Source organism: Candidatus Poriferisocius sp. (assembly GCF_965202595.1).
Lineage (GTDB): Bacteria > Actinomycetota > Acidimicrobiia > Acidimicrobiales > Bin134 > Poriferisocius.
The window spans coordinates 162,333-187,634 of the sequence record NZ_OZ241836.1 but is presented as its reverse complement, the minus strand read 5'-3'; the positions used below and the strand labels follow the sequence as shown (position 1 = coordinate 187,634).

Here is a 25,302-nt window from a genome sequence, read left to right as displayed (position 1 = left end):
TCGGCACCTTAGCAGCCAGCAGCGACACTAGCCGCCAAACCCCACCAGTGACAGGATGGCCCAGCAGGGAAGCAGCGACAATCCCACCCCCCATGCAGCCTCATATACCACCCCTGTCTTTTCAAAAAGTGACAAAAAAGTTGTCACTTTTTGAAAAGGATTTTCGACTCGTTCGCGATACCTGCCCGTTACAATGAGGTTGAGGTGAGCGTCAGCCACACTTCAGCCACCATGGCATGGTGGTCAAATCGAGAGCTAAGGGAGGTACCGTGAAAGTACTAAGGATGTTGAAACAGGCCAGGGTTGCACCGATCGGGGTTGTCGTCCTTTGCCTGATGGCTCCGTCAGCCGGTTCGATCGCTTCTGCGGCTCCGGTGGAACCCGACTCGGCAGTGCCATCCAGATGCGGCAGCGTGGGAACAGCGTTCGATGGTGGTACGAGCGAAACTACACCGTCAGAGCTGGTGGGTAGTGTGCCCACAAATCCAGACGGTGTTGTAGGACAAACCTCGGAACAGGTAACATACACCGATCCAGCACTGAATATCTTGAAGCAGCATACTGAATTGTTGAACCAATCCGACAACACCGCTCCTGCTATAGTTGGTGGGAAGTTGGACTCTGGTTGTGGTGTCACATTTGTATTGGAAGGTAAGCAAGAAGAGGTTGGTGCCATTGGGCTAGTTGGCCTAGGGGTTGATGACAATTCGCGCTGGCTAGTACAAGGTCTGGAGGGAGGTCGCGGTTACAGGATGATGATAGTGCTGGAAAGCGTTCATGCACCAACTTCGCACACTGTTAAATTGAAACTTGATCAGAATATATCAGTGCTTACTCTAGAGAATGGAGGTGCAATTTTTGTCAACAAGGAAGATCTAGTAATCGGATCGATTGCAGAACCTTGGGCGCTTGATGCAAATGGGCAACAGGTACCAATTACTCAAACCATTACCAAAACAGATATAAGGATTACAGTGGATACCAGCAATGTTACTGCATGGCCAGTTGTCGCAGACCCGGAATACCACACTTTCCGATGCAACTCACAATCTCAGGTGACCAAACTAGGAACTGCAAAGCAGTATCTCAATGGACAAAGGTGCCCTGAATACAGAGATATAGTGGCTCGAGGATATTATCCAAAATGGATCAAGCATTTCAGTCTTTGGAGAGTTGGTAAAGCCGATGGAGGGTGTGGTGAACCACTTCCCATACCTGACCGTTTAAACATATGGGGAATTGGAGTTATATATGATTTTCGTCAAGCTTGTAAGGGACACGATTACTGCTATGACCTAGGACATTCGAAGAGGCTCAACTATGCAAATATGAATCGGCTAACCTGTGATAACATAATGTATAATGATATGAAATATGACTGTAGTAAAAGATCAACTATTCATAAACCAAAGTGTTACTCTGAGGCATCAAAATTATACATTGGTGCTAGAAGTTTAGGCACATGGCTTTTCTGATGTCTCTGAAGAAACCAGTATCACTACTAAATAGGCTCTGGGTCCTGTATGCCTTCACAGTAGTTGGCATAGTTGCCGGCGAGTTTGAAATGCATCGGGCAGGTGTTTGGGGTGGTTTCATACCTCAAAGGATGATATTCCTTGTAATAATGGCATCCCCAGCCATGGTAATATCATCGCTCATCCAGATGAGTAGGAGATTATTGATCATATTTGGGCTATATCACCTACTGGCAGTTCTTATATTAAGCATAGGTATAGCCCATTCAGAAAGTTCAACTGCAAGCCTTGGCTACCTATACCTTATATTTGGATGCATTCCAATATCCACTATATGTTATCTAGTATGGCTAAAGTTCACCAAACAAGAAAAGGAGAAACTGAATAAATCTATTCGCAAATTCTATACTCAAACAAGCCTACCGTTACTTTTCATCATATCTATATTGCTTAGTTTGATCTTGATTGCCCAGGAAATCTTCCTTGGTTGCCTCATGTATTTTAGGTGGGGTATCTCGCCCAACCGATCAGACAAAGTGCGCTTGCTATTACTGGTAGCAGCGCTTTGGATAGTCTCCCGTGTTGCTGGCATCGTATTGTTTTTGATTATCCTTTGACGATAAGCAAAGTGCAGAACAATTGTGGGAAATAGAAACAGTGTTATCTGATCTATTCTTGAGAGTCACAAAAGTTCAGCACTGACTGAACTGCAACTGCCGCCCCTGTAGTATTGAATGTTGCCTGGAACAATCTTCCCTGCGAATCACGGGCAAACCAGGTCACATCCTGCCCATCCTTGCTTATTATTTGGGGCTTATATATGTGACTAGCCAAACTACATCTGGCCTGGGATTTTTTTGACTGGTTAGAGAGAAAAGCCCTGGTCAAAACAGATGTGGTTAGCTTTGTATATAATTTCCGCATTAGACGCTATCCTCCAAATCGGTTGTGTCCACAGCGTCGGGTGGCATGATGAGCACGGCTCGGAGCGTATCCGCTAGTTCTTCCTCTGTGGGATAGTCAGGCTGCATTCGCTTGGACCCCCTCGGCGGTTAGACGGTCATAGGTTAGTAGTTTGTCCTCCATCATGGAGAACGCATCCGCCATTTGCTGAATCGTGTTCTTGGGACGCTCGTTGTGCCTGTGCTGGAACTCAGCGATGTAGCGGTGGAGATGTTCAGGCGATATGTGGTGGTAGGTGCCCTGATAGCCGCGCTTGAGCAACGCCCAAAAGGATTCCAGCCCATTCGTGTGGGCCATCCCATCAACCCAGCGACCTGTCGAATGCGTAACGGCGTGGTGCTTGTACCCGGCCCTGTTCAACGGCAGGTAGCCGGGGGCCTCGTCGGTGAACACCACAGACTCCCTCTCAGTGTGGTCGGTGACCACGGCGGTCAAGGTAGCAGCTTTGGTGTCAGCCACCACACCGGCAGCAACCCGACCCGTTGTCCGCTCCCTCACACCGGCGACGATAGCCTTCCCCGATGGGCCGCCTGCTGCTTTCATCCGTTTGTGCTGGTGCTTGTTGCGCTCCAGCCCGCCCACATAGGTCTCATCGGCCTCCACCGGGCCGACAAACAGGAAATCGTCAACCTTCATCCCCTCACGAATCCGGTGCGCCAAATGCCACGCCGTTTTCTGCGTCACCCCAAGATCACGATGCAACTTCATACTAGACACACCTTTCAACCCGGTGTTGAACAAATACACGGCTAACAACCATGTCTGGCAGGAGAGCTTTGAGTCGGCCATCACCGTGCCGGTCTTCACTGAGAAATGCTTACGGCAGTCCTTACACCGAAAGGGCATCGGCTGGCGGGTTCTTATACGACTGATCCGTTCACTTTGGCATCGTGGACAGGCCACACCGTTCGGCCACCGCGCCGCTTCTATAAAAGCTTCTGCACTTTGATCGTCGGGAAAGAGTCGAAAAAATTGAGGCAAGGAAATGCCTTTCCTGCCCGACCGTCCCGGCCCTTTACCCGAGGATTTATTATTCTCCATATTTACTATTATACCAACACAAGCGACACTTTCTCTGTGGCCCAATTCCCCAGGTCAACAGTAGTTTGGCTAGTCACATATATAAGCCCCTATTATTTCCCGGGCGACTTGGCGAGCATCGGGATTCCAGGATGGGATTGCAGAAAAATAGTTATTATCTGACTCAGTAGCTGCTACTTCAAGCAACGACCTATCAGAGAAGCGAATACTCATGGTGAAGTCATCGCTGTATCCTGGAGCATAAAAAGCTGTCCCACCCCAGCGGATAGAGAGAAATAACCTCCATTCAGCTTTGGTATCACTGTAATCACAAGCAACATACAAAACTGCATCATCGGGGTTGCCGGGAATGTCCTGCCGAATAGTTTTAGCTCTAACACCTTCCTGTATAAAGTTAGTGGATTCATAGGATCTCCATTGTCCATACGATCGAGGTATATCGCCAGCAACAGCAGGAGTAGGGGCAGTACATGGCCAACCGAGCTGCTGACGTTGCAAACAGGTTATCCGATAGTAGTCTAGCTTATCGTGTCCACTGATATTATCTACGCAGTCACTGTACGAGTTCATCAACGACCATTCAACCTCCGAGCAGTCAACTACCCTTATCTCTTCGTCATCAGTATGGCCTAAGCCAAACAGGGAATGCCCCAGTTCGTGGGCAACAGTTTGATGGAAACCACCATGTCCAGGACCGCCCCAAGCATCCAGTGTCACCACCGCTGGCCCGATATTATAGCGTGCCCATCCACCTAAAGTACGATTTTGCATACTTATAAGAACAAGTACCTGAGTGTCACCACCAGCAGCATTTATGGTTTCAAGTTCACATTTCGAGAGCCCAGATCGTTCATTGTAAAAAAGACTATCAAACAATGTATTCCAGTTTATGTCGGGAGATACAATACCATTCAAGGTCAGTCTGACATCAACCAATCCAGACGACTCCCGGTCGTAGAACCTGTGGACATGAGTATCCAGCTCAGCAACTATGCTCTCCATATTAGATTGCGAGTACCGGCCAGCAGGAGCACAAAAATAGACCGGCACGGTATATTTTGCCACACATGGTGCTTGTCCTCCACAAGGTGTCAACGGCTCAGTTTCCGCAGCAGGCCCAACTCCGGCCTGGTTGACTGCTCGCACCTCGAACTTGTGCGACACTCCGTTTTGCAGACCTGCCACTGTGTAATTAGAAACACCAGCACCGCCTGCAATTGCAGTCCACTCACTATATTTTTGGTTTGCTACTTTAACTCGATATTCCCAACCAGTGATAAGATAACTCACCTCACCACCAGCATCCCACCTCAAGGTGACCTGCCCATCACCAACCTCTGCAACCAATCCCTTAGGGGCCTCTGGAGGCTCTGTAATTTGGTTATCATTGTTGCATATGTCGGCGGCAAAGTCTGAGGGGTCATCACCGTAATTTATTTCGCCGAGACGACGGCATTCTTGGGTGAGGATGGTGCTGTACTCGTCACTATATGTAGCGGCAAGGGTGTCGCCAGCTTGTTGGCGGGCTATGGCCTCGCGACGAGTGTAGGGCAGTGAACAGATATCGGCCACCCCGTCACCGTCACTATCCAGTGGGTAGGTGGTGGGCCCACCCAGAGAACGGTTAGCGCACCAAAAGGGGCCGGTTATGGTCCCGGAGTAATAGGGGCCTCCGTCGTTGAGTGGTGGGAAACCTGGCAGCGTGAGGTTGTCACCCCCACAAGCCTCACCATTGGGCTGGGTGGCGCACGCGGCCTTGACTAGCTGGCGGTACAGATAGGGGTAAAGGTTGGGGCTTATATATGTGACTAGCCAAACTACATCTGGCCTGGGATTTTTTTGACTGGTTAGAGAGAAAAGCCCTGGTCAAAACAGATGTGGTTAGCTTTGTATATAATTTCCGCATTAGACGCTATCCTCCAAATCGGTTGTGTCCACAGCGTCGGGTGGCATGATGAGCACGGCTCGGAGCGTATCCGCTAGTTCTTCCTCTGTGGGATAGTCAGGCTGCATTCGCTTGGACCCCCTCGGCGGTTAGACGGTCATAGGTTAGTAGTTTGTCCTCCATCATGGAGAACGCATCCGCCATTTGCTGAATCGTGTTCTTGGGACGCTCGTTGTGCCTGTGCTGGAACTCAGCGATGTAGCGGTGGAGATGTTCAGGCGATATGTGGTGGTAGGTGCCCTGATAGCCGCGCTTGAGCAACGCCCAAAAGGATTCCAGCCCATTCGTGTGGGCCATCCCATCAACCCAGCGACCTGTCGAATGCGTAACGGCGTGGTGCTTGTACCCGGCCCTGTTCAACGGCAGGTAGCCGGGGGCCTCGTCGGTGAACACCACAGACTCCCTCTCAGTGTGGTCGGTGACCACGGCGGTCAAGGTAGCAGCTTTGGTGTCAGCCACCACACCGGCAGCAACCCGACCCGTTGTCCGCTCCCTCACACCGGCGACGATAGCCTTCCCCGATGGGCCGCCTGCTGCTTTCATCCGTTTGTGCTGGTGCTTGTTGCGCTCCAGCCCGCCCACATAGGTCTCATCGGCCTCCACCGGGCCGACAAACAGGAAATCGTCAACCTTCATCCCCTCACGAATCCGGTGCGCCAAATGCCACGCCGTTTTCTGCGTCACCCCAAGATCACGATGCAACTTCATACTAGACACACCTTTCAACCCGGTGTTGAACAAATACACGGCTAACAACCATGTCTGGCAGGAGAGCTTTGAGTCGGCCATCACCGTGCCGGTCTTCACTGAGAAATGCTTACGGCAGTCCTTACACCGAAAGGGCATCGGCTGGCGGGTTCTTATACGACTGATCCGTTCACTTTGGCATCGTGGACAGGCCACACCGTTCGGCCACCGCGCCGCTTCTATAAAAGCTTCTGCACTTTGATCGTCGGGAAAGAGTCGAAAAAATTGAGGCAAGGAAATGCCTTTCCTGCCCGACCGTCCCGGCCCTTTACCCGAGGATTTATTATTCTCCATATTTACTATTATACCAACACAAGCGACACTTTCTCTGTGGCCCAATTCCCCAGGTCAACAGTAGTTTGGCTAGTCACATATATAAGCCCCTAAAGGTTCGCTAAAGTAACTACCGCATTGTGGCGGGCTATGGCTTCGCGGCGGGTGTAAGGCAGCGCGCATACATCGGCTACACCATCACCGTCACTGTCCCCAGCAAACAACCGGGCCCCACCCAAAGAAAACTCCGCACAAAACTCAGGTCCAGGGATGTGACCGGAATATATAGGAGTTATATAGGGATATATGGGAATTACCAGCGGTGCGGACTGGACTTCGAGTGGGGAGCTGACCAGCCAGCGATCAATTCGGGCATCGGGAGGAAAATAGCGGGTTCGAGGCAGTAGACGATCACCCCACGAACCATCGGCATCAGCCGGCTGAAGAGCGAACTCAATCCTGCCGCTGCCCAGCTTGCGAGCAACGATCCGCACCGTTGCGGTTTCTACGGACAGCGGGGAGCTGACCAGCCAACGGTCAATTCGGGCATCGGGAGGGAAATAGCGGGTTTGGGGTAGTAGACGGTTGCCCCATGTACCCCCGGGTTGGGCGGGTTGGAGAGCGAACTCGATCCTGCCACCGGCCAGCTTGCGGGCAACAATCCGCACCTGCATCGTGCTCTCATCGCTGAAGCCTGTCGAATCCTGTGCTACTACCGAGGAAGGCGCGATCGTTGTGAGCCCCGCGAAGGACAATGCGGCCACACAGACACACACAAACCTCTTCCACCAGACGGTGGGAACTCCAAATCCTCTCCTCAACATGAATCCGTGAATCCTCCTCTTTCTAGCTATACCACAAAAATTGGCTTTTCGCTAATTTGTGAAGTGGATCGAGAGGGCAGCCCGAAGCATCACCTATCCCCTGATGGAGCTTGCTGACCCAACAATAATACATCTGTCTTTCAAAATATTTTTCAGGAATATTTTGAATTTTGGGTGGGTATTGTCACCCTGCCTGATAGTATTGAGGGTATGAAGTTCGACCCCAGTGTTTCCGAACATGAAAGCAATTCTGATGCTAACACTGCCGGCAGCAACGATGCTGATGGTGGGGATGTTTTGCGGTTGGAGATGGTTGATTTAGATGGCATGGATTCCAAGGGTTTGTTCGATTTGCTGTTCGAGATCAACGCAGCCCGTTGCACACTGGACGGGTACATGACCGAGGTGTTGAACCGTTACGGTGATCTTTTGGGCGAGGGCGAGGTGCGGGCTCTTTGCCTCCAGTTCGGAATGGGCCGCTACCTGGCCAACCGCCAAGCCCGCACCGCCGGATCGCTGCGAGAACTACCCGCCACCGTGGACGCGGTCAAAGCCGGCGGGTTCTCGATAGATCATGCCCGCTTGCTGGGGGAGTCCCACGGCCGGGTGCCTTTGAACCCAGCCCAGGAAGAAGACTTGATTGACAAAGCCAAAACCGAAGACCTGGACCGGTTCAGGAAAACTTTGGCCCGCCAGGAGGATGATCGGCGCGGCTCCGATGGGGAGTCGCAACACGATCAGCAGCGCCGCCGTCGCAAGGCTGCGGTGTTCAATGGTGATGACGGCATGGTGGTGCTGCACGCCGAGTTGGACCGGGTGACCGGTGAGCGGGTCAAAACCGCGCTCGATGGCATGTGTGATCGCATGTTCCGCGACGACTCCAAAACTGGCAGCGACCGCACCCACCAGCAGAGAGCCGCCGACGCGCTCGCTGCTTTGATCACCCAGACCCCCCACAAGAACCCCAAAACCGCCAGTGGCACCTGCGGTGATCATGGTGGTGACGTGGCGGTGCAGCCCACCACGCTTTTGGTGAAGGTTGACTACGACCTGCTCACCGGCCAGCTCAAAAACGCTGGGCTCATAGACGACACCCCCATCGACCTAGACGAACTGCGCCGCATCGCTTGCGACGCAGCCCTAATACCGGCCATCTTCACCGCCGAGGGTGTGCCCCTGTATTTGGGTCGTAAGCAACGCTCCGCCACCCGAGCTCAAAAACTTGCTCTCTATGCCCGTGACAAACACTGCGTCAATTGCGGGCTGAGAGCTACTGCTTGTGATGTGCACCACATCAAGCCCTGGGAACACGGCGGCAGAACCAGCATCAACAACCTCGTCCTACTCTGCCCCACCTGCCACACCCAAACCCACAAACACCAACCCCAACCACCCCCCACCCCATGGACCCCAAAACCCACCTACAGCAACGTCCTCCTCAGCACATCACAACGCGAATAGCCCGATGCGAATAGCCGATAAGTTACGGGCCGAGGGAGGTAATCGAGGCTACGCACACCCCGTCGGGACGTTCGTAGGCATAGCCCCCTGCGGTCACGATGAGCAACCGGGCCGGCTCACCGGTTTTGTCGCGGTCGAGCTTGGCCCGCAACCGGAGCAGAGCCTCAGCACCCTTGTCGATGGCTTTGCTTCCGCCGAGCTTCACCTCTATCGCCGCCCACCTTCCGTCGCGATGCTCGACGATCAGGTCAACTTCCAGGTTGTCGCTGTCACGGTAGTGAGATAGCGACAACTGGTTGGCCTGGGCATAAACCAGCAAATCGCGTATCACCATCGACTCGAACAGGCGGCCCGCGAGGCTCAGGTCCCCAAGCAGCGAGTCCACCCCGGCGCCCAGAGCCGACGCGGTGAGCGACGGATCAACCAAGCTGAGCTTCGGGGCCTTGCGGGCCTGGGCGCGAGAGGCCAAATGAGGCCGCCAGGCCGGCACCTGCTCGATCACGAAAAGTCGGGACAGCGCGTCCATGTATCCAGCTACGGTGCGGCGCTCCAGCGGTGGTTCACCCGGTGCGGCGGTATCGGCTGCCAGCGTCGTGCGTTTTACCTCGGTGGCGACGTTACGGGCCAACGAAACCAGCAACCGGCCCACCCGCACCGGGTCACGGTCGACACCATCCACCCTCGACACATCCGTCCTGCTGATCTCGCCCAGGTAGGCACTAGCCGCGGTGGCAGCCACAGCCAGGTCAACATCCAGCATCTGGGGCCATCCACCCCGAACCGCCAGCGCCAACACATCACCCAACGTGAGTTCGGTGTGATCCCCAGCACACTCCTGGCCATCCAGCAGCCCCCCAAGCGAGACGGAACCACCGGACTCCCCACTCTCGTAGAGGCTCATCGGGCGCATACGAACCCGTATTATCCGCCCAGCCCCGGAATGCCGGGTCACATCGTCGGGTGGGTCGGCAGAACCGGTCAAGATGAACTGGCCCTTCCGATCCCGGGCATCGCATGCTCGCCGCATGGGATTCCACACTCCCGGCGCAAGCTGCCACTCGTCCAGCAGCCGCGGCGCATCCCCGTCCAGAATCAACGCTGGATCCATACCCGAGGCCAAAGCAGCACTCGCCCTCTCATCCAAGAACACGGCGCTGCCGGCAAACCGCCTCCCGGTCCAGGTCTTGCCACACGCCCGAGGACCTTCCACCACCACAGCAGGCATCGTCCTCAAAGCCATGCGCATCTCGCCGTCCACAATCCTCGGCAAGTACCCCTCAGGAGTAATCTCATCCGACACTTTGGGTAGTATCTCCAATCGCTGCCCCTACTGCCTTGGAAGCAGCTTAGCAGCACATGCCATTTTACTGGCAGTTCACACGCCAGTAAAATGGCAGTTTGAATGCCATATATAGAGAGCAATATATATAGAGAGCAATATATATAGAGAGTGGTCACGACAAATAGAGAAGGTCGGATGCGAGAAGCACAACCGTTCAAGAACCGGGTGGTGATAGTTACCGGGGCCAGCCGGGGGGTGGGTCGGGCGACGGCGATCCGGTTGGGCGAGCAGGGAGCCGCGGTGGCCTGCGTGGCCCGGGCCACCGATGCCACCCGGTTGAAGCTCCCCGGCACGGTGGACGAGACCGCCCGGGCCGTCAACGCCGCCGGGGGCGAGGGTTTGGCCGTGCCCTGCGACCTGTCCAAACCCGACCGGATCGAAGCCATGGTCAACACCGTGATGGCCCACTTCGGGGGCATTGATGCCCTGGTCAACAACGCTGCGGTTACCTTCGCCGGCGACCTCGACCTGGAACTCAAACGCTACGAGCTGACCTTCGCCATCAACACCACCGCCCCGCTGCTGGCCACCCGGCTTTGCCGCCCCCACCTGGCCGACCGCAACGGGAGGATCGTCAACGTATCGTCGGCTGCTGCGCTGGCCTTCTACTCCCCGATGATGGCCTACGGCATGTCCAAGATTGCGTTGGAGCACCTGACGGTGTCCAGCGCGGCGATCTTGGCCGGCGACAAGATAGCGGTGAACTGCTTTCGCATTGACACCGCGGTGGCCAGCGAGGGCTTCATGATGAACTCCCCCGATGCCGATCACTCCACCTGGGTCAGCACCGCGGTGGCCGCCGAGGGCATCGTTTGGATGCTCAGCCAGCCCACCACCTACACCGGCCGCCTGGAGAGCATGGTGGCCCTGGCCCGGCGGGAGGGCATCATGGCCGAGATCGCCCACAACCGTGGCCCCGACCCCTCATCCCCCTGGAGTCTCGACCGTGCCCGCGGCCTGGCCTGAGGGCGAACCCGAAAAGACCCGCACCGTGCCCGCGGCCTGGCCTGAAGATAAACCCCCTGAGAACCAACCCGAGGAGAGCCACTCCGTGCCCGCGGCCTGGCCTGAAGATAAACCCCCTGAGGGCCAACCCGAGGAGACTCACTCCTTTTGCCGCATCTGCACCGCCATGTGTGGCATCACCGTCACCGTTGACGGCAACCGGGTGCTCAGGGTGCGGGGCGATCAAGCCCACCCCCTGTCCCGGGGCTACACCTGCCCGAAGGGCCGGGCCCTGGCCGAGTGGCACCACCATCCCCAGCGGCTCGACCACCCCCGGCTCGACGGGCGGGACACAAGCTGGGACCGGTGCCTGGACGACCTGGCCGGCCGCCTGGTGGCGATCATCGACGAGAGCGGGCCCGACGCGGTGGCCATGTACCTGGCCAGCGGTTCGGCCTACGACACCAACGGTCGCCGGGCCGCCGAACGATTCCTCACCGCCATTGGATCCCGCCAGAAGTACACCGCCACCACCATCGACACGCCCATGCGCCCGCTGGTGGCCGAACTCATGGGCGGCTGGTCGGGGCTGACCCCGATTTGGGACCAGCAAGCCGCCCGGCTGCTCGTGCTGGTGGGCACCAACCCGGTGGTGTCCCACGGCCATGGCAACGGGTTGGCCGACCCGGTGCGGCGGCTGCGGGCCCAACAAGAGCGGGGTCCGGTGTGGGTGATCGACCCCCGCCGCACCGAAACGGCCCGGATCGCCGACCGCCACCTGGCCCCCCGGCCCGGTACCGACCATCTGATTTTGGGCTGGCTGGTGCGAGAGATCCTGCAAAGCGGGGCCGACCGGGACTACCTGGACAGCCACGCCACCGGCACCGACGAGCTGGCCGAAGCGGTGGCCCCGTTCACCCTGGAGCGAGCCGTCGCAGGTACCGGGGTGGACGGTGACGACCTGATCGAGCTGCTGGATGCGGTGCGCACCGCGGGACGGCTGGCGGTGCTTTCGGGTACCGGTGTTTCCATGGGTCGCCACGCCAACGTGACCGAATGGTTGCTGTGGGCCCTGGCCATCGTCACCGGTTCCTACGACCGCCCCGGCGGAATGTGGTTCAACCCCGGCTACCTGATGCAGCTCGACACCCGAAACTGGCAGACCTCCGATGGCCACCCCGAACCCGGCCCGGCCAGCCGCCCCGAACTGCCCCGCCGGTTCGGCGAATACCCATGCGCCGCGCTGGTGAGCGAGATCGAGGCCGGCAACGTTCGGGCGCTGCTGGTGGTGGGCGGCAACCCGCTGATCGCCTTTCCCGACCGGGACCGTACCCGGGCCGCGCTGGCCGGCCTGGATGTGCTGGCCATTGCCGATGTGGTGGAGACCGACACCACCGGGGCAGCCACCCACCTGCTGCCGGTCGCCGGCCAACTGGAGCGGGCCGACATTCCGTGGATGCTGGATGCCTACCAGCCGCAGGTCGCCACCCAGTACACCCCGGCGGTGGTTCCCCCCGGAGCCGACCGCAAGCTGATGTGGCGAGCATTCGCCGAGTTGGGCCAGCGCATGGGGGTGGGGGTGCTGCCCCGGGGGATCGACCCCGAAACCACCACCGACGAGGACCTGCTGGCGCTGATCGCCGGGCGGGGCCGCCGCGACACCGCCACCGTGCTGGGGGCCCGCCGGGGGATAGTGGACATCACCGCCCCGGTTCACGGTTGGGTACTGAACCGGGTTTTGCCCAACCGCCGCTGGCGACTGGCCCCCGAGCCCCTGGTAGCGCAATTGACCGACCTCGACGACCCCGAACCCCTGGTACTGGTACCCCGCCGCCAGATGCGAACCATGAACGGGCAGCTCCGCGACCTGGGTGGGGTGGGGCCCGAGGTGCTCATCCACCCCGACCACGGGATCGCCGACGGTCAACCGGTGCGGGTGCGCAGCGCCCACGGCGAGCTGGTGGGCAAGGCCAGAACCAGCGACGAGATCGCCCCCGGAGCGGTGTCCATACCCCACGGATGGGCCGACCCCAATGTCTGCACCCTCACAACCGCCGGATCCGATGTGGACCCCCTCACCGGCATGGTGCTCCAGTCGGGCCTACCAGTCACCCTCAGCCCGGGCTAGCGACGAGACCAAGGCGGTATCGGCCCGCAGGGTAAAATCGCCTACCGGTCACCCTCAGCCCGGGCTAGCGACGGCTACGGCTGGGTTGGCCCGGAAGCTCTCGACCCAGGGCCACGGCTCCGGACAGGGCCACCACCATGACCACCGACGAACTGGTGAACAGAACCTCAGGACCCCAAACGTCGTAGATTATCCCGGCGAAGACCGCGGCCACCCCGGCGACAACCAGGCCCACCGCCCCGTAAAGCCCCTGGGCCGCCGCAGCCTGCTCGGCGGGTACCGATAGGGCCACGGTTAGCTGCCCGGCGGGCATGGTGAACGCGTCGAACATGGCGTGAACCGCCGACACCGCGACGAGCACCCAGACCAACTCCACATAGCCGTACACCAGCATGCAGGCCACCGCACCCATGATCGTGACCGCCATGACACGGATCGGACCCCGACGGTGGGCGTAGCTGCCGCCCAGGGGAGCCAGGGGGATCATGGGAATGGCGAACAGGCTGATCGAGATCGCGATGAGCAGGGTGCCCGCCCCCAAGTCGTCGAGCAGGATCGCCCACGAGGCCTCGAACACCCCGATCGTGGTGTAGAAGGCCAACCCGGCCAGCACCCCGGCCAGTAACGGTTTGATGGCCAGCATCCGCAGCACGGAAATCGGGGCCCGGGTCATGTCATCGGCCGACAGGTCCAGTCTCAGCGCCCACACGTAAACCGCGACATAGAGCGCCGCCAGGAACAGGAACGGGGCCCGCAACCCGATTAGCTCGGCAAGCACCCCGGCCACCAATGGTCCGAGCACGAAACCGCTGACGTCGAAGGCTCCCATCGCCCCCAGGTTGCTGCCCATGTTGGGCGGATCCCGGGTGATGAGAATGCGGCGAATGGCCGGACCCACCGCCCCGCTGCCGGCCCCGAGGAAGAAGCGGGCCGCCATGAACTGCCAGGCCTGATCGGCCACTGCCATGCCGACCATCGAGACGATGGCCACGATAACCCCGGAGTGAACCAGCAACCGGGCATGCCCCCTATCGGCGAAGCGAGCCAGGCCCACTTGGGCGATGACCCCGGCAAAGAAGCCGACCCCGGCGATAAACCCCAGTTCGGTCTCGCTGAACCCGAACCTCTCCCGGAACTCGGCCAGCAGGGTGAAAACCGACCCGTAACCCATCGACAGCGAACCGCTGACCACGAAATAGGGCAGAAACGGGCGCGCTGAAACGAACGGGTTGCTCACTGCCATCGTGGCACCCTACTGCCCGCCGGAGCCGGGGAACCCGACAATTCCGGGGGATCGGGCCATTCCGGGGGATCGGGCCATTCCGGGGGATCGGGCCATTCCGGGGGATCGAACCACCAGAGCGCCACTGCCTGCCGGGGCCGGCCGACTCAGCGCTCTTCTCGGCGGTAGGCGATGCCCAGAGCAGACGGGGCCGGGGAGGGGCGGTGGCGGGCGCGCCAGCTTATGATGACCAGCACCACCACGGTGAGCACGAACGGCAGAATACCCAGCAACGCCGGTGAGATCCGGCTGACCTCAACCCCCAGGATGCTTATGTCGAAGGTCTGCAACCGAGGCTGAAGCGCCAGCGTGAAACCGAACAGCAGCGCACCAGCGGCCAACCTTCCCGGCCTCCAAGCCCCGAAGATCACCAGGGCCACCGCGATCCAACCCCGTCCGGCCACCATTCTCTCGCTCCAGCCCGGGGCCATGTACAGCGACAGGAAGGCCCCGGCCGCCCCGGCGAACCCACCCCCGACCATGACCGCCCCCACCCGCAGGGCCATCACCGAGTGGCCCGCAGCATCGGTGGTGGGAGCCGATTCGCCCACCGACCGCAGGGCCAACCCCAGCCGGGTGCGGGTCAGCACGAACCAGACGGCCGGCCCCAGCACCATCGCCAGGTACACCACCGGCGGCTGGTCGAAGAAGATGTCGCCAATCCAGCGGATATCGGCCAACCCGGGGATTCCCAGGTCGGTGAACTGGGTCTTGGGTGGCTCGCCCACCACGTTGCGACCCACGTAGGCCGACAAACCCAGACCGCCAATGGTCAGAGCCAAGCCCGACACCACCTGATCGGCCCCCAGCACCACGCTCACCAGCGCGTGGAGTCCCCCCACCAGAGCACCGACCCCGGCGGCGGCAAAGAACGCCACCCAGGGGCTGCCGGTCTCCAGCCCGACCATGAACCCGCTAACCGCCCCCATCGCCATCATCCCCTCGACCCCGAGGTTCAGCACCCCGGCCCGCTCGGCGATCAGCTCACCCAGCGCAGCCAGAAACACCAGCGTGCCGAACTGCACCGTGGCCACGAACAACCCGATCAGAACCGCCTCAGACATGAGCAACCCCCCTGGCCCAGCCGAACTGCACCGTGGCCACGAACAACCCGATCAGAACCGCCTCAGACATGAGCAACCCCCCTGGCCCAGCCGAACTGCACCGTGGCCACGAACAACCCGATCAGAACCGCCTCAGACATGAGCAGCCCCCCTGGCCCAGCCGAACTGCACGGTGGCCACGAACAGCCCGATCAGAACCGCCTCAGACATGAGCAGCCCCCCTGGCCCAGCGGATCCGGTAGTTGAAGAACACCACCGACACCAGAGCTCCGAACAGGATCATGGCCTGCAAGATGTCGGATATGGCCGAGCTGACCCCCAAGGTCTGGATGCTCTGGCCGCCCACCTGCACCGCTCCGAACACGAAGGCCACCACTGCCACCCCCGATGGCCGCATGAGGGCCAGAGCAGCCACGATGATCCCGGCAAAGCCGTAACCGTTCGACAAGTCCGGGTTCAGCCGGGTAGCCGACCCGGTGAGCTGCACCGCCCCAGCCAGGCCGGCTATACCGCCCGACATGAGCAGCGCGGTCAGCACCTTGCGGCGCAGGGATATACCGGCATAGCGGGCGGTTTCGGCTGATGATCCGGCCAGGCGCAGCTCGTAGCCCCATGAGGTGCGGGACACGGCCAGCGAGAAGAACACCAAAAGCCCCAGGGCTATGAGCACTCCGATGTGAACCCGCCCGAACAGGCCCGGTAGCGAGGCCTGCGCGGGCACCGGCTCGATCTGGGCGAATCCGAACGAGTTCGGGTCTTTCCACGGACCCGTCTGCAACCACTCCACTAGTCGAATGGCCACGTAGACCAGCATCAACGTGGTGATTATCTCGCTAACCCCGAGCTGCGACCGGGCCAGCGCCGGGCCCAACGCCAGGACCAGGCCACCGGCTATGCCCGAAACCAGCATGAGAGCCAGCAGCACAGGACCCGAGAGCCCGTCGGCCACCATGGCCACGCCGGTCGCGACCGTGGCTCCGGCCATCATCTGGCCTTCGGCCCCGATGTTCCACAGCCCCATCGAACCTGCCACCGCCACCGCCAGGCCCGTCAGGGCCAGCGGGGTTGCCCGCTCCAGCGTGCGCGACAGCGAGTCGGTGCCCAGGAACGCCGAGTCGAACATCCGCTCGTAAACCTTGAGCGGGCTCTGGTCCGAGATCAGAAGCAGGATCGCCCCCAGCACCAGCGCCATCAAGATTCCGGCGACAAAACCCAGCGCCTGGGTGGCGGGCACCACCCGCTCGCGCCGCATGAGAACGGGACGGATCATTTCGGTAGCTTCATAACGAGAACGGGACGGATCATTTCGGTAGCTTCATACTGGGGGGCCGCCCGGCCATGGCCTCGCCCAGGATGGTTCTGGGGGTGACATCGGGGGTGTACTCGCCCATTATCCGACCCTCGAACATCACCAGCAACCGGTCGGACAGGGTCAGCAGTTCGTCCAGGTCCTCGGAGATCAGGAGCACTCCCACCCCGGCGGAGCGCTGCTCCACCAGATGCCCGTGGACTGCGGCCACCCCCTGCACATCCAACCCCCGCGTGGGTTGGGCCGCCACCAGAACTGCGGGCGACTCGGCGAGTTCCCGCCCCAGCAGCAATCGCTGGAGATTGCCTCCCGACAATCCCGCTACCGGATCGTTCAACCGACCCACTTTGACCCCGAACCTTTCGACCAGGTCCCGGCAAAACTTGATGCATTTGGACATGGCCAGAAACACCCCCCGGCGCTGCGACCGGTAAGACCTGACTATGGAGTTGTCCACCACCGACATCTTGGTGGCCAAGCCCACCCCCAGGCGATCCTCGGGCACGTAGGCAAGGCCCAGGCCGTAACGTTCGGCAGGTGATGCCGTGGTCGCGTCCCGACCCCCCAGCCGGACCCGGCCCTCCTTGGGTCTTCGTAGCCCGGCTATGACCTCCGCCAGCTCCTTCTGGCCATTGCCGGAAACACCGACGATGCCCACCATCTCCCCGGCATGAACCGACAGATCTATGCCACCCAGCGCCGGCAGGCCGCGATCATTGAGAGCGCTTACGCCCTGCAACGAGAGAACCTCCTGGCCCGGCTCGCCGCTGGGAGGGCGATCCGCCGGGGCCGACTGGGACTCTCCCACCATCATTGCGGCCAACGCCGCCAAGTCCACGTCCAGCAAGTCCTCCACGGTGGCCACGGACTTGCCCCGGCGCAATATCGTGGCCTCGTCGCAGAAGGCCACCACCTGATCCAGCTTGTGGCTGATGTATATGACCGAGCGACCCTCCTCAGCCATTCCCCGCAATGTCGCTCCCAGTTCGGCGGCTTCATTGGGGGTCAGCACCGCAGTGGGTTCGTCCAGCACTAACACCGAGGCGTCCCGCCACAAGGCCTTGAGGATTTCCACCCGCTGGCGCTCCCCCATCGAGAGCTGCCACACCGGCCGGGTGGGGTCGACAACCAGGCCGTAGGTCGCAGAAAGCTCGGACACGCGATCCTCGATCTCCGATTTGCGAAGCATCCGGGAGGCAGCCCCCAATACGATGTTCTCGGACACCGTCAGGGTGGGAACCAGCCTGAACTCCTGGTAAACCATCCCCACTCCGGCGGCGATGGCATCGGCGGGGGAGCGGAAATAGCACCGCTTGCCGTCAACCCACACCTCACCGGCATCGGGAAGGTAAACGCCGGCGAGCACGTTCACCATGGTGGTCTTGCCGGCACCGTTCTCGCCCAGCAGCGCGTGAATGGTGCCGGGACGCACCCGCAGGTCGGCCCCGGCGCAAGCGGTCACTCCGGGGAACTGTTTCTCAATTCCCCGGAGCCAGACCGCATGTTGAGCACCAGAAGATGCCCCCGCCGAAGGCGAGCCGTCTTCTGGTGGGCTAGCCAAGCGTTCTGGTGGTTCAGGCGAGGACACCACCGCGCCGGACGAACGGTTCTGTGGGCTCTAGGTCACGACGAGGGGTTGCCCACCACGCCTTCGACGAAGAAGTCCATCTCCAGCATGGCCCCGTCCTCCATGGTCTCGCCCTCGGCTACCACCACGTTGCCATCCTGATCCTTGATCTCGCCGGTGAACACATCCCACGAACCGTCCTCGAGCTGCTTCGCCACCTCGAGCATCTCGTTTACGACCTCTTCGGGAACGTCGTCGGCCGGAGGGGCCAAACCGACTATCTCGTCTTCCATGCCTCCCCAGTAGGCCGCGGGCTCGTATGTCCCGTTCGCTACTGCGGCGATGATACGGGTGTAGTACGGGCCCCAATCCCACACCGGTGCGGTGATGAACGCATTGGGGGCGAAAGAGCTCATGTCGGAGTTGTACGACACCCAGCGAGCTTCCTTCTCCTGGGCCGCGATACCTGAAGCGGGGGTGTCCTGGTGCATGGCGATCACATCGGCACCATCAGCAAGCAGGGCCAAAGCGGTGTCGCGCTCAATCGCGGGGTCGAACCAGGTTAACGTCCAGTTGACGTGCACCTCCACATCGGGGTTGGTCCTCTGGGCCCCCAGCGTGAAGGCGTTTATGCCTCACAACACTTCGGGAATCGGGAAAGCGGCCACGTAGCCGATCTTGTCGCTTTCGGTCATGGCCCCGGCGGCCATACCCGACAGGTACCGGGGCTGGTACATGCGCCCGAAGTAGTTGCCGAAGTTGGTGTCGTTCTTTTTGTAGCCGCTGGCGTGCTCGAACACCACGTCCGGGTACTCCTCGGCCAGCTCCGCCATCGTGTCCATGTAGCCGAAGGAGGTGGCGAAGATGATGTCTGCTCCCTCGTTCTCGATGAAGTCAACGGCCACCGATCGGAAATCCTCGGCGTTCTCGGCTACGTTCTCGACGAACAGGGTGGTGGCACCGGTTTGATCCTCCGCAAACTGGCGGCCCTGGTCGTGGGCCCAGGTCCAACCGGCATCACCAACCGGCCCCACGTATACGAAGGCGGCAACGAAATCGCTGCCGACATCGTAGTAGGGCGGGTCGTCATCGCCGGCTGGTTCGGATGGCATCTCGACCTCGGTAGGTTCAGCCTCAGGAGGCTCGGCCTCGGGGGCTGGCGTTGTTTCTTGCGATGTGGGTTCGGATGTCGGCTCCGGTGCCCCTGCATCATCATCGTTGCCGCACCCCAGGGCAACCAGCGTCAGCGCCACCACAACCGTGACGAGCTTCAGTAGCAATTTTTTGGACATCTACCCTCCTTGGATTCGGCTCAAAGAGCCAGTTGCGAAAGAGTAGCCTGTGTTGACGACATATTCCCACCAACTCGGTTAACACCGTGTTTCAATTTGGATTCAACAGGTTCCGCCGTGACCACATTTGCCACCACTCCCGCCACCACCCCCAGGGGGTTCGGCTTGGAAACCGAGGTGATAAGCACCACCGCCCGCGACCGGGCCGTGGAGCGATGCCGCCAGGTCGGCATCCGGCTACCGACCTTCGCCGAGCTGGCCGACCCGCCGGCCATTGGCGCGGCCATTGGCGGGGCGCTCGCCGGGGTTGATCCCGATGCCGCCGATGCCGCCAACCTGTGGCGGGTCAACTGGTTCAACGATGCATCCCGGGCAGGCCGGGCCGCCGTTCCCGAGCACGTGGTTGTCCCCCCAGCGCTGTCGGGAGTGGAAACCCCCATCATCATGCTCTTGGGCAACCGGTTCCCGATGATCGGGGCCCACAAGGTGCTGGCCGCCTACTGCTGCCTGGCCCCCCGGCTGGTGACCGGGCAGTTCGACCCCACCCGGAACCGGGCGGTGTGGCCGTCCACCGGCAACTACGCCCGGGGGGGTATTGCCATCTCCCGGATAATGGGCTGCCGGGGGGTGGCGGTTCTGCCCGAGGGCATGTCGGCGGAGCGATTCGAGTGGCTGGAGCGGTGGACATCTGACCCCTCCGACGTGATCCGCACCCCCGGCTCGGAGAGCAACGTGAAGGAGATTTACGATGCCTGCGCCGCGCTGGCCGCCGATGAGACCAACGTGATCCTCAACCAGTTCTGCGAGTACGGCAACCACCTGGGCCACGTGACCGCCACCGCCGGTGCCGTGGAGCGAGTGCTGGAGCATTACAGGACCGCACACCCTCAGGCCCGGCTGGCCGGATTCGTGGCCGCGTCGGGCTCGGCCGGCACCCTGGGAGCAGGTGACCCCCTCAAGGAGCGGCACGGTTCGGCCATCGCGGTGGTGGAGGCGTTGGAATGCCCCACGCTGCTGTACAACGGTTACGGCGAGCACAACATTCAGGGCATCGGTGACAAGCACGTGCCGCTGATCCACAACGTGACCAACACCGACGTGGTGGTGGCGGTGTCCGACCGGGCCACCGACGAGCTGGGGGTTATGTTCTCGTCCCCCGAGGGGCGGGCGCTGCTGGCCCGGCGGGGGGTGGGCGAGGACGTGATCGACCATCTGGACGATCTGGGGTTGTCCTCCATCTGCAACCTGCTGGCCTCGGCCAGAACGGCCCGGGCCCTGGGCTGCGGTCCCGATGATGTGATCGTGACCGTGGCCACCGACGGGGCCGCGCTGTACGGCTCGGAGCGGGCCAAGACCATCGCCTCCACCTTCGGGGGCGAATTCGGGGCGAGCGACGCCGCCGCGGTGGCCGACCGGTGGCTCACCGACCCCGACACCGACCATCTGTTGAGACTCGGCGACCGCGACCGCGACCGGGTGTTCAACCTGGGATACTTCACCTGGGTGGAACAGCAGGGAGTGGATCTCGCTCATTTCGATGCCCGCCGGGACCAGTCCTTCTGGCTGGCCCTCAGGGATCTGGTACCAATATGGGACGAGCTGATCCGTGACTTCAACGCCCGGGTCGGGGTGATGTGATCACCGACTTCAACGCCCGGGTCGGGGTGATGTGATCACCGGGTTGACCTGCTCGTGCGGCACCATCGCCGGTGCCGATGACTGGGCCTGCCCCCGGCGAGATGACGATGACGGCGATCATGTTCTGGGGCTGCCCTTGCCGGAGTGGTCGGTGGACACCAGCAGTTGTCAACCGTTCGTGCGCTACCGCCGGATGCTGAGGTCGTGGGCCGAGGCCGGCGAGGACTCCTGGTTCGTGGACACGGTGAGTCGGCTGGATGCCGCGGTGGCCGGCGTGGACGGTCACGGCTTCGAGGTAACCCCCTGCGCGGAGTTCTCGATCAACTACCCAGTTACGGGTAGCACCGGGGCCGGCGACACATCGCGCCGCATAACCGTTAAGAACGAGACCAGCAACGTGTCGGGAACGCACAAGGCCCGCCACACGTTCGGGCTGATGCTGCACCTGCTGGTGCGCGAGCGGCGGGGCGGTTGGGGTGGGAAGCGGTCGAGTCGACCCAGATTGGCCATAGCCTCCTGCGGTAACGCCGCGGTGGCGGCCGCAGTGGTGGCGGCCGCCGAACGATGGCCAATAACGGTGTTCGTACCCGCCGAGGCCGAGGCCGCAACGGTGGCCCGGCTGCGGGAGCTGGACGCGGTGGTCGAGTTCTGCCCCCGGGCCGGTAACGGGGTGGGCGACCCCTCCTACCATAAGTTCCGAGATGCGGTCCGCCGCGGGGCCGTTCCCTTCGGATGCCAGGGGCCGGACAACGGCTACACCATCGACGGGGGCCGGACACTGGGCTACGAGTTGGCCGAGCAGGCCCCGGGCATCGACCGGGTGTACATACAAGTGGGTGGGGGCGCGCTGGCCGCATCGGTGGCCCAGGGATTGGCCGCGGCCCATATCCGGGCCGCGCTGATGGCGGTGCAGGCCGAAGGGTGCGCACCCCTGGCCCGGGCCTGGGAGCGCACCATCGAGCTGGGCGGGTTGGAAGAGGCCCGGCGGCAGCGCCCGACCGTTATGTGGCCGTGGACGCCGACCCCCATCTCCGCGGCCACCGGTATCCTCGACGACGAGACCTACGACTGGGCCTCAGTTACCGAGGCCATGGCCGCCACCGGAGGCCGGCCGGTGGTGGTCCCGGAGTCGCTGGTGACCGAGGTCTGTGACCTGGCCCGGGCCGCCACCGGAATCAACGTCAGCCCCACCGGCTCGGCCGGCCTGGCCGGGCTGCTCAGCGACAACCCCCCAACCACCACCACCCCCGCCGTGATATTCACCGGGGCCCAGCAATGAACCCCCGAACCCAACCACCCATTGCATTCACCGGGGCCCAGCAATGAACCCCCGAACCGTGTTGAGGGGAGCTCGATGGCCTGGAGACATCGCCATCGCCGGTGACACCATCATCCAGACGGGCACCATCGAGCCTCGGCCCGGTGATGCCGTGGTCAACGTGGATGGCGACATCGTCACCGCCGGGCTGGCCAACACCCACCATCATCTGTATCAATGGATGACTCGGGGTCGGGCGGTGGGCTGCGACCTGTTCGGCTGGCTGGTGGAGTTGTACCCGGTGTGGGGCAAACTTTCGGTGGAGGATGTGGCCGCTGCCGCCCTGGTCGGGCTGGGCGAGTTGGCCACCACCGGTTGCACCTCGGCAGCCGACCATCACTATCTGGTACCCCACGGTGACGATGCCGTGTTCGACGCCATTGTCGAGGCCGCCGCCGCCGTGGGCATACGCCTGCACCTGGGTCGGGGCTCGATGGATCTGGGCCAGTCGAAGGGCGGCTTACCCCCCGACCATGTGGTGGAAGACCTGGATGCCATCATGGCCTCCACCGAGCGGATCATCGCCCGCCACCACGACGGCAGCATGGTCCATGTCGTGGTGGCACCGTGCAGCCCGTTCTCGGTCAGTTCCGAGCTGATGGAGGCATCGGCGGCCCTGGCCCGCCGGCACGGGCTTCGGCTCCACACCCACTTGTGCGAAACCATCGACGAGCAGGATCACTGCCTGAAGCGATTCGGACTCCGGCCCGTGGAGCAGCTCGACCGGTGGGGATGGGTGGGCGACGACGTGTGGTTGGCCCATGGCATCTGGATCAACGATGCCGAGATTGCTCGGCTGGGTGCCGCCGGGGTGGGGGTGGCCCACTGCCCGTCGTCCAATGCCCGGCTGGCCGCCGGCACATGCCGTGTGACCGACCTGGAGGCCGCTGGCGTGCCCGTCGGCCTGGGGGTGGACGGGGTGGCGTCCAACGAGGTGGGGGGCCTGTTCCCCGAGCTGCGCCAATCGCTCTATGCCGCCAGGCTGCGGGCCATGGCCGCCGACGCTTTCATGCCCGCCGATGCCCTCCGCCTGGGCACCACCGGCGGGGCACGCTGTTTGGGGGTGGCCGGCAATCTGGGCCGCATCGAACCGGGCATGACCGCCGACCTCGCGGTGTGGCCCGGTGACGACATCGCCGATGTGGTCGACCCTCTTGCCGGTTTGGTGCTGGGCCCCGACCGCCGGGTCCGCCACCTCTATGTCGGTGGCCGCCCCGTGATACAGGACAGCCAACTGCTCGGTTGCGATCTAGCCCAGGCCCATACTGATCTCGCCCACCGAGCCCGCCGCCTCTGGGACTAACCGGCAACACCCGGCACCGGGCTGGAACGGACGTAGAGCCCGGTCAAAAATGTTGTATGGTTGCCTCCTCTTGTGTTACCAGCTAGAAGGAAGAGGACTGAAAGTGCAGGTACAAAGCAATTCCAAGGTTCACCCCCCCCCCGTTATGTGGAAGCGATTGGTGTGCGTCTGCGTGGTCGCATTATCCCTCGCCGCACCCACGGCAATCGCCCCTTCCCCAGCAATAGCGCAGAACTCTTCCAGCGCTGACAGCCCAGCTCAGGTACGGATCGCGGCCCGCAAGCTGACCAACGGCAAAATCGAATTCGCCCTCCAAACAGCCCAACCCAACAACACCTGGAGCAACCGCCTACTACCCCAAACCCGCTACTTCCCCACCAACGCCCCCACCGGACGCTGGCTAACCAGCTCCCCACTCACCCTAAAAACCACAACCACCCGCATCACCGCCCGCAAGCTGACCAACGGCAAAATCGAATTCGCCCTCCAAACAGCCCAACCCAACAACACCTGGAGCAACCGCCTACTACCCCAAACCCGCTACTTCCCCACCAACGCCCCCACCGGACGCTGGCTAACCAGCTCCCCACTCACCCTAAAAACCACAAACCCAACCACAGCTCGAGAAGTTCTTACCAAACTTTACCACTCCACCAACGGAGACAACTGGACCAACAACCAAAACTGGCTCACCAACAAACCACTAAACACCTGGCACGGCATAACCACCAACCACAAAAACAAAATAACCCATATATACCTACCTTTCAATAAACTTTCGGGACCCATACCAAAAGAACTAGGAAAACTCACCAACCTCGAACTGCTATCACTGTGGGGTAATCAGCTTACGGGCACCATACCAACTGAACTCAGCCAACTCACCAACCTCACATCCCTAGATCTATCGTTCAATCAGCTTACGGGAACCATACCAAAAAAACTAGGCCAACTCACCAACCTCACAGGTCTATGGCTATGGAGTAATCAGCTTAAGGGCACCATACCGACTGAACTCAGCCAACTCACCAACCTCATATACCTAGATCTATCGTTCAATCAGCTTACGGGAACCATACCAAAAGAACTAGGCCAACTCACCAACCTCGAAGGTTTATGGCTATCAAACAACGAGCTTTCGGGACCAATACCAAAAGAACTAGGCCAACTCACCAACCTCGAAATACTATCACTGTGGAGCAACCAGCTTAAGGGCACCATACCAAAAGAACTAGGCAAACTCACCAACCTCACAGAACTGTGGCTAGAAGGCAACCAGATTACGGGACCGATACCAGCCGAACTCAGCCAACTCACCAACCTCGAAGTGCTATTTATAGATACTAGATAACAGTCAGTTAAGAGGGCCGTAGAGCCACTGGATA

General features: G+C 60.9%; 19 protein-coding genes and 3 pseudogenes. 9 read left to right on the top strand and 13 right to left on the bottom strand.

All coding sequences use genetic code 11. The annotated features are described in order from the left end of the window. Positions 1 to 27 precede the first annotated feature (27 nt). The gene (locus tag ACOGXC_RS01235; RefSeq protein WP_419918917.1) at positions 28 to 219 is read right to left on the bottom strand and encodes a hypothetical protein; all 192 of its coding nucleotides are present in this window, start codon (positions 217 to 219) and stop codon (positions 28 to 30) included. A gap of 155 nt (positions 220 to 374) precedes the next feature. Here ACOGXC_RS01235 and ACOGXC_RS01230 point away from each other — a divergent pair, with 155 nt between their 5' ends. Both ACOGXC_RS01230 and ACOGXC_RS01225 read left to right on the top strand, forming a co-directional pair. Then, a complete protein-coding gene (locus tag ACOGXC_RS01230; RefSeq protein WP_419918916.1) occupies positions 375 to 1,475 on the top strand; it encodes a phospholipase A2 in 1,101 nt (366 codons plus the stop codon). Next, positions 1,463 to 2,092, top strand: coding sequence for a hypothetical protein (locus ACOGXC_RS01225; protein WP_419918915.1), 630 nt, complete (start codon positions 1,463 to 1,465; stop codon positions 2,090 to 2,092). The genes ACOGXC_RS01230 and ACOGXC_RS01225 overlap by 13 nt, the downstream gene beginning before the upstream one ends. Before the next feature lie 403 nt (positions 2,093 to 2,495). Here ACOGXC_RS01225 and ACOGXC_RS01220 read toward each other — a convergent pair whose 3' ends face one another. The 6 genes and pseudogenes from ACOGXC_RS01220 to ACOGXC_RS01195 all read right to left on the bottom strand — a co-directional run bounded on the left by ACOGXC_RS01220 (position 2,496) and on the right by ACOGXC_RS01195 (position 7,118). Continuing rightward, entirely contained in the window at positions 2,496 to 3,245 is a 750-nt protein-coding gene (locus ACOGXC_RS01220) for an IS1595 family transposase (protein WP_419919999.1), read from the bottom strand. An 18-nt stretch (positions 3,246 to 3,263) separates the two neighbouring features. Beyond that, a pseudogene (locus ACOGXC_RS01215) lies at positions 3,264 to 3,479 on the bottom strand (transposase); the annotation flags it as partial. Between the two features lie 69 nt (positions 3,480 to 3,548). Beyond that, a complete protein-coding gene (locus ACOGXC_RS01210) occupies positions 3,549 to 5,051 on the bottom strand; it encodes a fibronectin type III domain-containing protein (protein WP_419918914.1) in 1,503 nt (500 codons plus the stop codon). A gap of 430 nt (positions 5,052 to 5,481) precedes the next feature. Further along, entirely contained in the window at positions 5,482 to 6,231 is a 750-nt protein-coding gene (locus tag ACOGXC_RS01205; protein ID WP_419919999.1) for an IS1595 family transposase, read from the bottom strand. An 18-nt stretch (positions 6,232 to 6,249) separates the two neighbouring features. After that, positions 6,250 to 6,465: pseudogene (locus ACOGXC_RS01200) on the bottom strand (transposase); the annotation flags it as partial. 89 nt (positions 6,466 to 6,554) lie between these two features. Beyond that, complete coding sequence (locus tag ACOGXC_RS01195) at positions 6,555 to 7,118, bottom strand: hypothetical protein (RefSeq protein WP_419918913.1); 564 nt, start codon at positions 7,116 to 7,118, stop codon at positions 6,555 to 6,557. Positions 7,119 to 7,478: 360 nt separating this feature from the next. Between ACOGXC_RS01195 and ACOGXC_RS01190 the strand changes: the two genes are divergently transcribed. Next, complete coding sequence (locus ACOGXC_RS01190) at positions 7,479 to 8,729, top strand: DUF222 domain-containing protein (protein ID WP_419918912.1); 1,251 nt, start codon at positions 7,479 to 7,481, stop codon at positions 8,727 to 8,729. 22 nt (positions 8,730 to 8,751) lie between these two features. On the opposite strand, the gene ACOGXC_RS01185 is transcribed toward ACOGXC_RS01190, so the two are convergent. Then, a complete protein-coding gene (locus ACOGXC_RS01185) occupies positions 8,752 to 10,029 on the bottom strand; it encodes an ATP-binding protein (protein WP_419918911.1) in 1,278 nt (425 codons plus the stop codon). A gap of 177 nt (positions 10,030 to 10,206) precedes the next feature. Here ACOGXC_RS01185 and ACOGXC_RS01180 point away from each other — a divergent pair, with 177 nt between their 5' ends. After that, a complete protein-coding gene (locus ACOGXC_RS01180) occupies positions 10,207 to 11,037 on the top strand; it encodes an SDR family NAD(P)-dependent oxidoreductase (RefSeq protein WP_419918910.1) in 831 nt (276 codons plus the stop codon). Then, positions 11,018 to 13,144: a molybdopterin-containing oxidoreductase family protein gene (locus ACOGXC_RS01175; RefSeq protein ID WP_419918909.1), complete on the top strand. Its 2,127-nt coding sequence runs from the start codon at positions 11,018 to 11,020 to the stop codon at positions 13,142 to 13,144. The genes ACOGXC_RS01180 and ACOGXC_RS01175 overlap by 20 nt, the downstream gene beginning before the upstream one ends. Positions 13,145 to 13,208: 64 nt before the next feature. Here the strand turns inward: ACOGXC_RS01175 and ACOGXC_RS01170 are convergent, their stop codons facing one another. The 5 genes and pseudogenes from ACOGXC_RS01170 to ACOGXC_RS01150 all read right to left on the bottom strand — a co-directional run bounded on the left by ACOGXC_RS01170 (position 13,209) and on the right by ACOGXC_RS01150 (position 19,478). Further along, positions 13,209 to 14,387, bottom strand: a complete 1,179-nt coding sequence (locus tag ACOGXC_RS01170) for an MFS transporter (protein ID WP_419918908.1) — start codon at positions 14,385 to 14,387, stop codon at positions 13,209 to 13,211. 146 nt (positions 14,388 to 14,533) lie between these two features. Further along, positions 14,534 to 15,490: an ABC transporter permease gene (locus ACOGXC_RS01165; RefSeq protein ID WP_419918907.1), complete on the bottom strand. Its 957-nt coding sequence runs from the start codon at positions 15,488 to 15,490 to the stop codon at positions 14,534 to 14,536. A 202-nt stretch (positions 15,491 to 15,692) separates the two neighbouring features. Then, complete coding sequence (locus ACOGXC_RS01160) at positions 15,693 to 16,760, bottom strand: ABC transporter permease (protein WP_419918906.1); 1,068 nt, start codon at positions 16,758 to 16,760, stop codon at positions 15,693 to 15,695. A 31-nt stretch (positions 16,761 to 16,791) separates the two neighbouring features. Next, positions 16,792 to 18,261 carry an ABC transporter ATP-binding protein gene (locus tag ACOGXC_RS01155; RefSeq protein ID WP_419918905.1) on the bottom strand — a complete coding sequence of 490 codons (1,470 nt, stop codon included), beginning with the start codon at positions 18,259 to 18,261 and terminating at the stop codon, positions 16,792 to 16,794. A 161-nt stretch (positions 18,262 to 18,422) separates the two neighbouring features. Then, positions 18,423 to 19,478: pseudogene (locus ACOGXC_RS01150) on the bottom strand (BMP family ABC transporter substrate-binding protein). 297 nt (positions 19,479 to 19,775) lie between these two features. Between ACOGXC_RS01150 and ACOGXC_RS01145 the strand changes: the two are divergent. The 4 genes from ACOGXC_RS01145 to ACOGXC_RS01130 all read left to right on the top strand — a co-directional run bounded on the left by ACOGXC_RS01145 (position 19,776) and on the right by ACOGXC_RS01130 (position 25,268). Then, positions 19,776 to 21,296 carry a pyridoxal-phosphate dependent enzyme gene (locus ACOGXC_RS01145; RefSeq protein WP_419918904.1) on the top strand — a complete coding sequence of 507 codons (1,521 nt, stop codon included), beginning with the start codon at positions 19,776 to 19,778 and terminating at the stop codon, positions 21,294 to 21,296. A 31-nt stretch (positions 21,297 to 21,327) separates the two neighbouring features. Then, positions 21,328 to 22,575, top strand: coding sequence for a PLP-dependent lyase/thiolase (locus ACOGXC_RS01140; protein ID WP_419918903.1), 1,248 nt, complete (start codon positions 21,328 to 21,330; stop codon positions 22,573 to 22,575). A gap of 43 nt (positions 22,576 to 22,618) precedes the next feature. Continuing rightward, the gene (locus tag ACOGXC_RS01135; protein ID WP_419918902.1) at positions 22,619 to 23,917 is read left to right on the top strand and encodes an 8-oxoguanine deaminase; all 1,299 of its coding nucleotides are present in this window, start codon (positions 22,619 to 22,621) and stop codon (positions 23,915 to 23,917) included. 172 nt (positions 23,918 to 24,089) lie between these two features. Continuing rightward, positions 24,090 to 25,268, top strand: a complete 1,179-nt coding sequence (locus ACOGXC_RS01130; protein ID WP_419918901.1) for a leucine-rich repeat domain-containing protein — start codon at positions 24,090 to 24,092, stop codon at positions 25,266 to 25,268. Positions 25,269 to 25,302 lie beyond the last annotated feature (34 nt).